Annotated in this window: 13 protein-coding genes and 1 pseudogene; 9 read left to right on the top strand and 5 right to left on the bottom strand. The window is 70.7% G+C overall.

Annotated elements, in window-relative coordinates:
- Positions 1-220: 220 nt before the first annotated feature.
- Together ADL12_RS48355 and ADL12_RS48350 are read left to right on the top strand one after the other, a co-directional pair.
- Positions 221-571, top strand: coding sequence for a helix-turn-helix domain-containing protein (locus tag ADL12_RS48355; RefSeq protein ID WP_062715611.1), 351 nt, complete (start codon positions 221-223; stop codon positions 569-571).
- A 178-nt stretch (positions 572-749) separates the two neighbouring features.
- Positions 750-1,433, top strand: coding sequence for a DUF4232 domain-containing protein (locus ADL12_RS48350; protein ID WP_062715610.1), 684 nt, complete (start codon positions 750-752; stop codon positions 1,431-1,433).
- A gap of 67 nt (positions 1,434-1,500) precedes the next feature.
- Here ADL12_RS48350 and ADL12_RS49365 read toward each other — a convergent pair whose 3' ends face one another.
- Positions 1,501-2,121, bottom strand: coding sequence for an FMN-binding protein (locus tag ADL12_RS49365; RefSeq protein WP_063806831.1), 621 nt, complete (start codon positions 2,119-2,121; stop codon positions 1,501-1,503).
- Positions 2,122-2,165: 44 nt separating this feature from the next.
- The gene (locus ADL12_RS48335) at positions 2,166-3,497 is read right to left on the bottom strand and encodes a ferredoxin reductase family protein (protein ID WP_062715608.1); all 1,332 of its coding nucleotides are present in this window, start codon (positions 3,495-3,497) and stop codon (positions 2,166-2,168) included.
- 570 nt (positions 3,498-4,067) lie between these two features.
- Between ADL12_RS48335 and ADL12_RS48330 the strand changes: the two genes are divergently transcribed.
- Both ADL12_RS48330 and ADL12_RS48325 read left to right on the top strand, forming a co-directional pair.
- Positions 4,068-6,158, top strand: a complete 2,091-nt coding sequence (locus ADL12_RS48330; RefSeq protein WP_062715607.1) for a bifunctional polysaccharide deacetylase/glycosyltransferase family 2 protein — start codon at positions 4,068-4,070, stop codon at positions 6,156-6,158.
- Between the two features lie 16 nt (positions 6,159-6,174).
- On the top strand, positions 6,175-7,389 hold the full coding sequence (locus ADL12_RS48325) for an LCP family protein (RefSeq protein WP_062715606.1): 1,215 nt from the start codon (positions 6,175-6,177) through the stop codon (positions 7,387-7,389).
- 13 nt (positions 7,390-7,402) lie between these two features.
- On the opposite strand, the pseudogene ADL12_RS48320 reads toward ADL12_RS48325, so the two are convergent.
- Together ADL12_RS48320 and ADL12_RS48315 are read right to left on the bottom strand one after the other, a co-directional pair.
- Positions 7,403-8,058 (bottom strand): annotated as a pseudogene (locus tag ADL12_RS48320) (MOSC domain-containing protein).
- Between the two features lie 73 nt (positions 8,059-8,131).
- On the bottom strand, positions 8,132-8,473 hold the full coding sequence (locus ADL12_RS48315; RefSeq protein ID WP_062715605.1) for a transcriptional regulator: 342 nt from the start codon (positions 8,471-8,473) through the stop codon (positions 8,132-8,134).
- 166 nt (positions 8,474-8,639) lie between these two features.
- Between ADL12_RS48315 and ADL12_RS48310 the strand changes: the two genes are divergently transcribed.
- A complete protein-coding gene (locus tag ADL12_RS48310; RefSeq protein ID WP_062715604.1) occupies positions 8,640-10,205 on the top strand; it encodes a serine/threonine-protein kinase in 1,566 nt (521 codons plus the stop codon).
- Positions 10,206-10,238: 33 nt separating this feature from the next.
- Here the strand turns inward: ADL12_RS48310 and ADL12_RS48305 are convergent, their stop codons facing one another.
- Positions 10,239-10,937, bottom strand: a complete 699-nt coding sequence (locus tag ADL12_RS48305) for a hypothetical protein (protein ID WP_062715603.1) — start codon at positions 10,935-10,937, stop codon at positions 10,239-10,241.
- 214 nt (positions 10,938-11,151) lie between these two features.
- On the opposite strand from ADL12_RS48305, the gene ADL12_RS48300 reads away from it, so the two are divergent.
- From ADL12_RS48300 to ADL12_RS48290, 4 genes are all read left to right on the top strand, one after another.
- A complete protein-coding gene (locus ADL12_RS48300; protein WP_062715602.1) occupies positions 11,152-11,661 on the top strand; it encodes a DUF5994 family protein in 510 nt (169 codons plus the stop codon).
- Positions 11,658-12,014, top strand: a complete 357-nt coding sequence (locus ADL12_RS48295) for a PRC-barrel domain-containing protein (protein ID WP_062715601.1) — start codon at positions 11,658-11,660, stop codon at positions 12,012-12,014. The genes ADL12_RS48300 and ADL12_RS48295 overlap by 4 nt, the downstream gene beginning before the upstream one ends.
- A gap of 21 nt (positions 12,015-12,035) precedes the next feature.
- The gene (locus ADL12_RS55355) at positions 12,036-12,206 is read left to right on the top strand and encodes a hypothetical protein (protein ID WP_167364487.1); all 171 of its coding nucleotides are present in this window, start codon (positions 12,036-12,038) and stop codon (positions 12,204-12,206) included.
- Positions 12,207-12,312: 106 nt separating this feature from the next.
- Positions 12,313-12,651, top strand: a complete 339-nt coding sequence (locus ADL12_RS48290) for a MerR family transcriptional regulator (RefSeq protein WP_062715600.1) — start codon at positions 12,313-12,315, stop codon at positions 12,649-12,651.
- Positions 12,652-12,778: the final 127 nt, after the last annotated feature.

The raw sequence follows: 12,778 nt of genomic DNA, 5'->3' as shown, positions 1-12,778 counted from the left end.
TGATTGCTGAAATCTACTCTTGTCAGAGTAGACATTGACTCTTGGCACAGTTACGCTTTTTCTCGTCAACACGGTCAAATGAGACCCGACAGCTCTCGGTCCGGATAGCGGAAACAGAAGGTCGGCACAGCATGAGGGCCGACAGATGGTGTTGAATTCCTTCGGGGCCCTGGTGCCGTACGGCATCGGGGCCCCTCGACGCGTTGCACAACGAGGTGACATGGCAGCAGATAATCCGCTCAGCGGTCGTCTGGACGACGACGACTACCCCGCGTACACCATGGGCCGGGCCGCCGAAATGCTCGGCACCACCCCTGCCTTCCTGCGAGCCATCGGTGAGGCTCGTCTGATCACTCCGCTGCGCTCGGAGGGCGGACATCGCCGGTACTCCCGCTACCAACTGCGGATCGCCGCTCGCGCCCGCGAGCTCGTGGACAGGGGAACTCCGATCGAGGCCGCGTGCCGCATCGTCATCCTCGAGGACCAGCTCGAGGAAGCTCAGCGCATCAACGCCGAGTACCGCCGTGCCGCGAAGGCGGCGTCCGACAGTTCCGGTCCCGGTTCGAGCTGACCACGCGGGCGGGAGCGGGTCGGCTCGAGTTCGTGTTCATGTCACCAGTCTGTGACAGCGCTGTCCTGGAACGAAGGCGCCGGGATCCTTTCTGCTCGCAGCCCCCTCATAGTGATCGAACAAGCACCGAGCAGCCGAAACCGCTTCGGCCTCGACCACTGATGACCTGGGGGATTTCATGTCCGGCAACCGTCGCAAGGCCTTACTCGTCTCCGCCGCCCTCGTGGGCGGCGCCATGCTGATGACCGCGTGCCAGGACACGGACGCGGACACGGCCAAGGACACCGGCGCCACGCAGGGGTCTTCGTCCGCCACCCCGGGCGGCGGTGCGGCCACCCCGTCCGGCTCGTCGACCGCGGGCAGCGGCCAGGGCACCGACAAGGGCGCCGACACGGCGGGCAAGGGGACCGAGGACGGGGCCGGCTCCGGCGCCGACACCGGCAACGGCGGGCGGGAGCCGGTCGGGCAGAGCTGCGGCGCCAACGACATCTCCTGGAGCACCAGGTCCGAGTCCCAGGCCGGCGGATACATCCTCATCATCGCGAAGGCGAAGTCGGGGATCACCTGTTACCTGCCCGCCGCCCTGCCGACCGTGGCGTTCGGATCCGACGGCACCCAGGCGGGCCCCGCCGAGCAGGCCGTCGGCAAGCAGATCAAGCTGAGCGGGAGCACCACCGCCTACGCCGGGGTGAACCCGAAGACCACCAACAGCAACGGTGGCAAGGAACTGGACAGCATCATCGTCGGCGTCGGTGACGACGACCCCAACCCGGTCTCCCTGCCGGTCGGCACCATCACCGTCGAGGACCCGATCGTCACCAACTGGCACACCGCCCCGACAGACGCCGTTCCCTTCAGCTGAACGGACCCTGGAGCGGACCTCAGGTCACGCCGAGAAAGCGCAGAACGCCGTGTGTCAGCGGCGGGTGTCAGACGCCGGCCCGGTCCAGGGCGCTCTGCAGAGACTGTCGGTAGCCGGCGCTGGTGTACGTGGCGCCGGACACCGTGTCGATGTCCGCGCTCTGGGCCTGCAGCGTCTCCTGGTTGAGCTTGGGGACGGCCGTGGAGTTGATGTCCCGGCTGCGCGCCGTCCCGTCGGGGGACTGGACGGCGCTCGCCCCGGTGGTTCTGCTACCGGTAAGGGTGATCCGTACCTGGACCGGGCCGTACTTCGTCTCGGTCGTGGCCCCGGTGACGGTGCGGGTGGTGGGCGCTGCCGTGGTGGTCTTCGGTGCGGAGGGGGCGCTGCCGGCGCCCGTGGGGGCGGCCGACACCGTCCGCGACGGCTGCGCGCTCGCCGAGCTCGTCGAGGCAGAGGGCGGGCGTTTCCCCTCGGGCGTCTTCGACAGCGAGGGCGAGGCGGACGGGGAGGGCCGGGACGCCGACGAGGAAGGCGAGGAAGCGGACGCGGCGGCGCTCGACGTGATCGCGGGCTCGGCCTGCACCGACGACGGGTCGGTGGTCGGCTTGAGCGACAGCAGCAGCACGATGCCGGAGACGGTGCCGACGGTCGCCAGCAGCGCATGCCGGAACGGATGCTTCTTCCTCACTGGATGACCAGCGCCTCAGCAGAACGAAGTGTCACGGCCGCGCCTCAGAACTCGAACGACTCGTGGTGGATACGGCGGTGCGGGACACCCGCCTCACGGAGTGCGGCGTACGACTCCTCGGCCAGCCCCGGCGGTCCGCACAGGTACACGTCGTGTCGCGCGATGTCCGGCAGGAGCCTGCGCAGCATCTTCGCGGTGATCGCGGTCCGGCGGCCGTCGGGCCTGTTCACGGCGTACAGCAGCTGCGCCCCGCGCGCGTCCGCGATCGCCTCCAGTTCGTCCCGCAGCGCCAGTTCCTGCGCGGTGCGGGCCCGGTAGAGCAGCGTCAGGTCCCCGGGCGCGCCGGGGAGCGTCTCGAACAGCGCCCTCAGCGGGGTGATGCCGGCTCCGCCCGCGAGCAACAGCACCTTGCCACGGCTGCGGCGGGCGGCGGTCATCGCCCCGTACGGCCCTTCCGCCCACACGCGCGTGCCCGGCCTCAGTCCGGCCAGTGCCGCACTGTGCCCGCCGACGGCCTTGACGGTGATCCGCAGCAGGTCGGGGCGGGGCGGCGCAGACAGCGAGTACGGGTTGGCGCTCCAGCGCAGTCCCTTGGTGAGGAACCGCCAGCGGAAGAACTGCCCCGCCTCGGCGCCCAGCCGGTGCAGCCGCCGGCCCCGGATCAGCACGGAGACCACGCCGGGCGTCTCCTGCACGACCGACTCGACGCGCATGCGGTGCCGGAGGTTGAGCCGCACCGGGGTGAGGACGCGGTACCAGAGGAGAAGGGCGCCGGCCATGACGTACAGGGCGTACCAGGCGGTGCGGGCCGTGGCGTTGCCGACGAACTCGCTGCCCGTGGCGAGCTGGTGCCAGAAGGCGAGGTAGACCGCCGCGTAGGTGAGCAGGTGCAGGTAGTACCAGAGTTCGTAGCGCATACGGCGGCGTACGGCGCCGGCGGACACGAAGCCGACGAGGAGCAGGAGGAGCGTCCCGAGGGCCGCTTCGATCATCCTCGGGTAGTCGGTGACGACGGAGACCGTCTGCGCCACGATGCCGCTGTCCGCCTGCAGCGCGTATCCGTACAGGATCAGCACGACGTGGGAGAGGGTCAGGGTCAGCGCGTAGCGGCCGCTTCTCGCGTGCCAGCGCACCACGCGGTCGGAGCCGACCCGGCGCTCGAGGGCCGGGATGCGCGCCATCTGGGCGATCACCAGGGCGATCACATAGCCGGCGAGCAGTCCGGTGATCCGGCCCGCGTTCGTCAGCCGGTCGGCGGTGGTCGCGGCGACGGCGGGGGTGCCCCGCCACCACAGCCACAGCACGGCGACCGCCCCCGCCCAGGCCAGCACCAGCAGGGGTGCCCCGGGGGAACGACGGGGCCGGATGCGGCGCATGGCCTGCCGTCTTCCCGCCCGGCTGTGCTGGATCGTCGTCACAAGGCCGTACTTCCGTCTGCCGACTTCGGTGCCCCGGCACCGCACACCGGCCGGTGGCTGAAAACAGTCGGTCGAGGCAGCGGACAGCCTCCCTGAGATCCCCCCTCCGGGGAGGGCGTGTGAGGGCCCACTTCCCCCTATCCACCTAGTCCAGCGCACCGGCGGGGCCGAGCGTCACACCCTCCACCGTGCGGTGGCCGCCCGTCCCTTTCGGACACACCCGTGGCTTCACTCGTGGCTACACTCGCCGCCCATGCAACAGCTGGGCCGGAAGACAAATCAACAGATAACGCATGCGCCTTCATCGGGTGCCGACACCTTCGCCACCCCTGTGAAGAGCACGTGGAGCACCTTCGCCCTCTCCGCTGTCCGCGCCGTCAGACCGTCGCCTCCCACCGGTTCACGCGGTCTCCGGCACGAACTCGACCCGCCCCTGCGCACCGCGCTCGAAGCACGCACGGCCGCCCCCGACTCCCGCCGAACAGCCCCCGATTCAGCTGTGATTAACGTCACTGTGGGGAGTGTGGTGTGAGTCGCTCGGTACGACGCCGGCACGCCCGTTCCCGTGAACCCCGCCGTCACTGGCGGCTGCTGGCCCTCACCCTGGTCGTCGTCTTCGCCGCCCTGCTCTTCGAGGGCTGGACCATCCATGAGGTCGACGCCGCCAAGTCGCGGCTGCCCTGCACCAGGCCCGTACCCAGGGCCGTGGACGAGGGCGGTCCGGTCCTGCGCCGTATCAGCGGCGACGACGTCGTGTCCTCGGCCGTCCCCGCACGCACCGTCGCGCTCACCTTCGACGGCGGCCCCGACCCCGTCCGGACACCGCGCCTCCTCGACCTGCTGCGCAGGCATCACGCGCACGCGACCTTCTTCCTGTTCGGCGCGCAGGCGGCACGCCATCCGGAGCTGGTACGGCGGATCCTCGACGAGGGCCACGAGATCGGCTCGCACACGTACACCGGCGCCGACCTCGGTTCCTCCTCGCGCGTACGCGCCGCGATGGAGCTGACGCTCACCCGGAAGACCCTCGCCGGTTCGGCGGGCATCGGCACCGACCTGCTGCGCATGCCGCTGACCACCCAGGTGGACACGTTGTGCGGCGCCGAGTGGACGGCGGCCCGGCGCGCCGCCGCGGACGGCTATGTGCTGGTCGCCGCGGACCGGCCCGACCGCGACCCGGCGTACGGCATGGTCCGCCAGTTCAGCCAGACGGACCTGGCGTACAAGGAGACCAAGGACCTGCTCGGCAACCCGCACGCCGACCGGTTCACCACCGTCACGGACGCACTCGGCATGCCCTCGGCCAACACCCGGGTGTCGACGGCCGAACGGTGGCAGGGCCAGGCGTTGATATGGACCACGACCGCCGGTCACGCGTTCACGAACGCCATGACCTGGGTGCTGCTCGGGCTGGGCGTGCTGCGGCTGGTAATGCTGACCGTGTTCGCCCGCGCCCACGTCCGGCGCCTGACCCGCTTCCGCCCCGGCGCGCCCTGGCTGCGGCAGGTCGACGCACCCGTGACAGTGCTCGTGCCGGCGTACAACGAAGAGGCCGGCATCGAGTCGACCATCCGTTCACTGCTGGCGTCCACGCATCCGTACCTCGAGGTCATCGTGATCGACGACGGCTCGACGGACCGGACGGCGGACCTCGCGACGTGGATCGACGACCCCCGGGTGCGGGTGATCCGGCAGCCCAACTCGGGCAAGGCGGCCGCGCTCAACACCGGCCTGGCGCACGCCTCGTACGACATCGTCGTGATGGTCGACGCCGACACCGTCTTCGAACCCGACGCCCTGTACCGGCTCATCCAGCCGCTCGCGCACCCGGCCGTCGGCGCTGTCAGCGGCAACACCAAGGTCGGCAACCGGCGCGGGCTCCTGGGCAGATGGCAGCACCTGGAGTACGTCTTCGGCTTCAACCTCGACCGGCGGATGTTCGAGGTGCTGGAGTGCATGCCGACGGTGCCGGGAGCCATCGGCGCCTTCCGGCGGGACGCGCTGATGGGCGTCGGCGGGGTCAGCGAGGACACCCTCGCCGAGGACACCGACCTCACGATGGCCCTGTGGCGGGCCGGCTGGCGGGTGGTCTACGAGGAGTCGGCCATCGCGTGGACCGAAGTACCCACCTCGCTACGGCAGTTGTGGCGGCAGCGCTACCGCTGGTGCTACGGCACGCTCCAGGCGATGTGGAAGCACCGCGGCGCCGTCCTCGAAGTGGGCACCGCCGGACGCTTCGCACGCCGCGGACTGACGTACCTGACCCTCTTCCAGGTGGGCCTGCCGCTGATCGCCCCGGTCGTCGACGTGTTCGCTCTGTACGGGGTGCTCTTCACCGACCCCGTGCAGTCGATGGGGGTGTGGCTCGCCTTCCTCGCCGTCCAACTGCTGTGCGCCGGTTACGCGTTGAGGCTCGACGGAGAGAAACTGCGGGCCCTGTGGTCGATGCCGTTCCAGCTGTTCGTCTACCGCCAGCTGATGTATCTGGTCGTCATCCAGTCCGTGTTCGCCCTCCTGGGCGGCACCCGCCTGAAGTGGCACCGCATGCAGCGAGCGGGTACGGCCGCCACGGAGCAGCTGAGACAGCCGGTCGCCGCACGGGAGTTGTCGTCGAGGTGATCGAGGGGTGGAACCCATGAATGACTGGAACGGGGAGACCTGGAACGGGGAGACACAGGCGCCCCGAGTGATCACAGGACACGTCATCGCACACACGGAACAGACGCAACGGGCAGAACAGGTAAGACCGTACGAGGAGCCCGTCCGACCTGCCGCCCCGGGCCCGTACGAGGCGCGGCCCGGCGGTGGTCACACCCGCAGCACGCGACCCCGTTGGGTACGCCCCAGCCGACGCCGCCGTGTCGCACGCCTGCTGGCGCTCCTGCTGTGCGCGCTGTTCCTCACCGGCGGCGGCACATACGTCTGGGCCGACTTCGCGCTCGACCGGGCGGTCGACCTCGGCGAGGTCGGCGACCGTCCGCCGCCGGGGAAGGGGACCACATACCTCATCGTGGGCTCCGACAGCCGGGACGGCCTGTCCGAGCAGGCGAAGAAGGATCTGCACGCCGGCGGTGGCGGCGGCAGCCGCACGGACTCGATGATGCTCCTGCACACCGGCGCCCACGGCACCACGCTGGTGAGCCTGCCCCGCGACTCCTGGGTGACCCTGCCGTCGTACCTCGACCCGGCCACCGGCAAACGGCACCGCCCGGCGAAGGACAAGCTGAACGCGGCCTACTCCCTGGGCGGCGCCCGCCTGCTCGTGCGGACCGTCGAGCTCAACGCGGGCATCCGCGTCGACCACTACGCGGAGATCGGCTTCGGCGGCTTCGTCGGTGTCGTGGACGCCGTCGGCGGCGTGGACATGTGCGTGGACCGCACTTTGAAGGACGAGAAGTCCGGTCTCGACCTGACGAAGGGCTGCCACACCCTGGACGGCGCCCAGGCGCTCGCGTTCGTCCGTCAACGGCACCAGGAGGCCCAGGGCGACCTGGGGCGCAGCAGAAACCAGCAGAAGTTCCTCGCCGCGCTCGCCCACCAGGCGGCCGCACCGGGCACCGCGCTCAATCCGCTCCGCGTGTATCCCCTGCTGAACGCGGCGCTGGACACCCTCGTGGTGGACAAGGACATGCAACTGCGCACCCTCGCCTCGCTGTTCCGGGCGATGAGCAACGTCTCGTCCGGGAACGGCAGACAGCTCAACGTCCCCGTCGCCGGCGTCGGCATCAGCACGTCGAAGGGCAGCGCCGTGAAGTGGGACGCGGCAAAGGCGAAGCAACTCTTCACCGAGCTGAGGAACGACCGTCCGGTGAGCATCGAGGAGATCGAGGAGACCGAGGAGAAGGGCTGACCGACCGAGGGCACTACGGAGAAGCCTCGGCCGCTGTGCGCAGTTCGGAGTCGCCCCACGCCGTGACGGTCACGTCGTCCCCGACGCTCACCCTGCCGGGGCGGAGCACGGCGAACTTCGTGCCGAAAGCGACTCCGCCCGTGGTCGTCCGCCGGTAGCCGGCGAGGGTGCGCAGGGGTTCCGGGCCTGCTCTCCGCCCGGACTCCTGCTCGACCATGGTGACGGCGCAGCGGATGGCGAGCTTCGCGTAGCCCAGCTCGGTGCTGCCCGTTCTGAGGCCGTGGGCCCGGTCCTCGGTGTGCGGCTCGTCCCAGCCGTCGAGGGTGGAGCGGGAGAGGACGTGCAGCGCACAGCTGTCGGCGTAGCCGGAGGTGCCCGGGGTACGGCCGTCGGTCACCCGGTCGTGTTCCGGCGGCACCCGGACGAGTCGGCTGTCCCGAACAGGTCCACCGGGCGGCGAGCGCCCGATGTGTCCACGGGGAGGTCCAACGACTCGGCGTCCGGCGTGTGGAGGGTGAGTCGTTCGCCGTCGTCGCTGACAGCGGGCCGGATCAGGGCCAGTCGGGGGTCGCTGCGCTGGGTGCGGTACACGCCCTCTTCGCTCACGACCATGAAGCTCCGGTCGTGCGCGAGCCCGGCGGGCGTCAGCAGCGCCTCACGGGCCGACACCCCGGCACATCCCTTGACGGCCCTCCGGTTCTACTGAGGCACTGCCGGTTGCCTGTCGATACGGCCTACGGACTCAGTCCCGGTCCGGGGGCGCGCAGATGCGCATTCCCGCCTGACTGGCCGAGGCCGCGAGGTCCTGCAGCGCAGCGAGATGGCGGCTCAGGGCCTCGCGCCCGGCGGGCGTGAGCGCGAGCCAGGTTCGCGGGCGTTTGCCGACGTAGCCTTTGCGTGCCTGTACATATCCGGCCGCCTCCAGCGCGGAGGTGATCCGGCTGACGCTGGCGTCGGAGACCTGGCAGTAGTCCCGTACGGCCCCGAACTCGGCCTCGGCGCAACCCGACAGAAACGCCGTCAGCGTCAGCCGGGTGGGGTGGTGGATCACCTCGTCGAGCCCCGGCAGCCCTCTGTCACTCATCGGAGTCACCCACGTTTTCCTGGCGAGCAAGTATGCCCACCCTAGCAACTACTTTTGAGGTGCAAAAGCGACTCCTCGGAGGACCGGCCTCCGGTCTCTCAACAAGGTCGGTTACTGTGCAGGGCGAAGTGACACGAAGGGGGCAGAGCAGGCGGAGGGCAGGGCTGTGGCGGACGAAGGGCGGCTGGTCGCCGGGCGTTACCGGCTCGTCGAGCCCGTCGGCAGCGGCGGTATGGGCACCGTATGGCTGGCCGAGGACGAGGTGCTCGCACGCCGAGTCGCACTCAAGCGGCTCCACACGCATCCGCATCTGTCGGACAGCGAGGTCGCCACGCTCTACGAGCGCACCCGCCGCGAGGCGCGCAGCGCCGCCCGGGTGGTCCACCCCAACGTGGTCGTCGTGCACGACGTCGTCGAGGACGACGGCCGGCCCTGCATCGTCATGGAGTACGTCCCCGCGCCCACCCTCGGCGACGTCCTCAAGGGCGGCCACACCCTGCCGCCCGAGGAGGCCGCCCGCATCGGCCTCGGCATGATCGCCGCCGTCAGGGCCGCGCACGCCGCCGGAGTCCTGCACCGCGACATCAAGCCCGGCAACGTCCTGCTCGGCGCCGGCGGCCGGGTGGTCCTCACCGACTTCGGCATCGCGCAGACCGCCGGCGCCTCGACGCTCACGCAGACCGGGGAGATGGTCGGCTCCATCGACTTCATGGCCCCGGAGCGGATCCGCGGCCAGAAGCCCGGCCCCTCCTCCGACCTGTGGTCGCTGGGCGCGACGCTGTACCAGGCGGTCGAGGGCAGGCCGCCGTACCGCCGGGACACCGCCATGGAGACGGCGTACGCCATCGCCGTGGACCCGCTGGCGCCGATGCGGCAGGCCGGTCCGCTGGAACCGCTCATCGAGATCCTGCTGTCGAAGAACCCCGAGGACCGGCCCACGGCGGAGCAGACGGAACGGGCCCTGCAGGCCACCTGGTCCGGCGGCTCGACGACCACGCTGTCGGCCGGGGTCGCCCATGGCACCCACGGCACCCATGACGGGACCCAGGACACAGCGCCGACAGCCCCGACACAGACGTCCCCGCCACGGCCGACCCCGCCCGTGCCGCCGGAGAAGGGCCCCCGGGGCGGCCGGAAGCGAAAGCGGCGCAGCCTCCTGGCCGTCGCTGTCGCCCTGGCCGCGGTCGCCGCGGCCGGCGCGCTCTTCGTGTCGTCGCAGGACGGCGGCGACGGCGACGCGGCCGACTCACGCAGGACCAGCAGCGCCCCCACCCCGTCGACCGCCCCCTCGCCCGTCCCCGACGGCTACCGCCTGGTCCGCGACAAGCAGCTCGGCGTCTCCTTCCCCGTACCGGACGACTGGACGCGCAACAAGGGTGCGGCCGACGCGGTCACCTACACCGACCCGACCGGCCTGGCCGGCATCACCATCGGCATGGTGGACCCGGCCGGCTCGCACCCCATCGAGCACTTCAAGGACATCGAGGCGAACACCAAGGCCAACTACCCCACGTATCGCAGGCTGCGGATGCAGAAGACCACCTTCAAGGACAAGCCGGCCGCAGTGTGGGAGTTCACCTTCCATGGCCGCGCCCGCGCCTTCCGCGCCATCGACCTCGGGTACGGCACGCCGGGCGGCCGGGAGTACGACATCTACCTGTCGGCCCCGGACGCCGAATGGGACACGTTCCGCCCTGTCTTCGACAACGTGCGCGACGGGTTCGCCGACTAGCTCAGGCGAACTCGGCCTGCGCGACCGACGCCGTCACGGCCCGATGACCAGGGCACGGCACGGCGCCGCCGGGGGCGTGTCCCGGGCGTCGGCCCGCACGGAGCGCCAGCCCCAGGACCGTAGGGCCCGAAGGGTCGCGGTGTCGCCGCGGTCCACCAGCGTGACACCGAGCACGGCGGGATGGCCGGCGAGTGTGGCGGTGCGGTCGGCGAGCAACCGCCGCTGCAGGCGCCGGGCGAGGTTCCAGTCACGGCCCTGGTTCTGGGTGCGCACCCGGGAGTGGACGAGGAGCCCGGAGATCGCGAAAAGCCGCCCGGAGGCGGAGAGTTGGAGCAGATCCCGCGGGAGGTACCCGTCCAGACCTCGCCACCAGGGCCCGTTCGCGTGCACCGGAAAGCCGTAGGCACATCCCGTCAGTACGACGCCTTCTCCGCGGTGGGCGGTGTCCTCGGCGCCGGTGGTCCCGCCCGCCTCGGCCGGCCCCTGGGGCACGCCCCGCTCCGCGACCAGCAGGGCGAAACCCGGTCGCTGCACCTCGACGGAGAGTCGGTGCAGGAACAGCTCGCGAGCCTGGTTCCACGCCCGCGGATCGCCCCCGGAGAGCTCCGCGTACAGGTCGCCGAGTTCCTTGTGCCGGTCCTCTATCTGCCATCGGGACAGCGGGCGGATACGTTCCCCTTCCAGGGGCGACGGCGCTTGCCGGCCCCTCCGGTCGGGCACGTTCAGGGGCATGAGGCGGATCCTGCCCCGGGTCCGGACAGGGCCGGCCCGGCGTCGTGGTTCGCCGAGAACGGCACCGCGGGGCAACGGGCGCACGAAGAGCCCTCGGCACTTTCACCGTACTCCCGGCCGGTCCCGGGCCCGGCCCGCGCACACCGACGAGCGGGGCCGACCGCCCGCCGCAGGAGTAGCGTGGGACGAGACGACCAGGGACAAGGTGAGCACAGTGCCCGGTACCGATCCCCCACCCGCCACGGGGCTGCTCGCGGACGGCGTCCACGAGTCCGTAAGCCCCGGGACGGCGCCTCTTCGGCTGGAGACGACACATGACCGTCGGGGAGTCCTCGACGGCGCGTGGTGGCCGCATTCCCGTGACATCGCCGTCGAGCTGCCCGCTCTGGTCGGCGCGCTGACCGAACGCCTCGGACCCCTGACCCGGGTCGGCCTGGACTCGGCCGCCTGGGACGGACTGCCGACCCGCCTCGTCGTCGACGGCCGGGTCGTGCACCTCGACGCGTCGTCCGTGGGCGACCACACCGTGCTGGTCACCCGGGGCGATCAGGACCTCTTCTCCCTGCTCGTCGTACCGCCGGACGCGCCGCCCGACGCGGCGCGCGCGGCGATGGACGAAGCAGTGCGCGCCGACAACAGGAAAGGGGCCGGGCAGATCCTCCGCGACACCGGTGCCGACCCCCTCTCCCGCCCCATCGGCAGCAATGACGCGGGGCCGGCATGATCCGCGCGGCCGACGTCCGGGAGTGGCGCGAGCAAGACGTGGTCGACCCCAAGGGCCACAAGATCGGCACACTCGAAGCCGTCTACGTGAACACGACGACGGACGAACCGGCCATGGCCACGGTCCGCACAGGCCTGCCGACTCGTCAGCGTCTGGTCTTCGTGCCGCTCGACGAGGCCGTCCTGGGACCCGGCTACGTCAAGGTCCCCCACACCAAGGGGACGGTACGGAAGGCGCCTTCGATCGGGACGGACGACGTACTGCCCGCCGAGCAGGAGGAGACGATCTTCCGCTACTACGACCTCGCCTACCAGCCGGGCGTCCATGGCGAACGTCAGCTCGCGCGCCGCTGACCGCCAGGAGGTGACGGTTCGATGGTGACGTTCCTGCTGCTCCTGCTGGTTGCCATCGTCCTGGGGGTCATCGGTGCGGTGGCGGACGACCTGGGCTATCTGCTGGCCCTCGGTGTCCTGCTCTTCGTGGCCGATGTGACCTTCTTCGCGGTGCTGACATCCCGGCGTGTCCGCCGGCGTCCCATGCGCTGACCCTTCGGATCCCGGCCGGTGCGGCCGGAGAAAGTCTGTCGCCGTGGGACCACATACTCCGCCCGCCGGAGTTAGGGTTGTCCGGCGTCCGCGAAACGAAGGTGCCATGCCCGCTGAGAACGCCCCCGTCGCCGGAAACCTCGACGACGACGACTATCCCGCCTACACCATGGGACGAGCCGCCGACGTCCTCGGCACCAGCCCCGCTTTCCTGCGAGCCATCGGCGAAGCCGACCTGATCACTCCCCTGCGTTCGGAAGGCGGCCACCGCCGGTACTCCCGCCGCCAGTTGCGCATCGCCGCCCGCGCCCGTGAGCTCGTCGACCAGGGCACCCCCGTCGAGGCCGCGTGCCGCATCGTCTCCCTCGAGGACCAGCTCGACGACGCCCTCCGCCGGAACCGGGAAATGCGCCGGAAGCTGGACGGGCGCGGCGCGGATACCTAGTCCCGCGAGTGCAGAAATAATGACTGCGGCGGCATGAGAATCTCTGAACGGGTCTGAAAACACATGGGCAGCTTCCGCCCGACCTGTGTTAGCGTGATAGCAGTTGCAGTTTTGGTTGCCAGAGACT

The sequence above is a fragment of the Streptomyces regalis genome (assembly GCF_001509475.1).
In the GTDB taxonomy this organism is placed as follows: Bacteria; Actinomycetota; Actinomycetes; order Streptomycetales; family Streptomycetaceae; genus Streptomyces; species Streptomyces regalis.
Note: the sequence above shows the minus strand (reverse complement) of the source record. Positions and strands in the feature narration are given on the sequence as shown.

Bases quoted from the DNA above. Each gene is read 5' to 3' on its own strand.
- ADL12_RS48335 (WP_062715608.1), bottom strand. From the start codon at position 3,497: ATGCGCCGCATCCGGCCCCGTCGTTCCCCCGGGGCACCCCTGCTGGTG.
- ADL12_RS48315 (WP_062715605.1), bottom strand. From the start codon at position 8,473: ATGAGTGACAGAGGGCTGCCGGGGCTCGACGAGGTGATCCACCACCCC.
- ADL12_RS48295 (WP_062715601.1), top strand. From the start codon at position 11,658: ATGATCCGCGCGGCCGACGTCCGGGAGTGGCGCGAGCAAGACGTGGTC.
- ADL12_RS48355 (WP_062715611.1), top strand. From the start codon at position 221: ATGGCAGCAGATAATCCGCTCAGCGGTCGTCTGGACGACGACGACTAC.
- ADL12_RS55355 (WP_167364487.1), top strand. From the start codon at position 12,036: ATGGTGACGTTCCTGCTGCTCCTGCTGGTTGCCATCGTCCTGGGGGTC.
- ADL12_RS48350 (WP_062715610.1), top strand. From the start codon at position 750: ATGTCCGGCAACCGTCGCAAGGCCTTACTCGTCTCCGCCGCCCTCGTG.
- ADL12_RS48325 (WP_062715606.1), top strand. From the start codon at position 6,175: ATGAATGACTGGAACGGGGAGACCTGGAACGGGGAGACACAGGCGCCC.
- ADL12_RS48290 (WP_062715600.1), top strand. From the start codon at position 12,313: ATGCCCGCTGAGAACGCCCCCGTCGCCGGAAACCTCGACGACGACGAC.
- ADL12_RS48305 (WP_062715603.1), bottom strand. From the start codon at position 10,937: ATGCCCCTGAACGTGCCCGACCGGAGGGGCCGGCAAGCGCCGTCGCCC.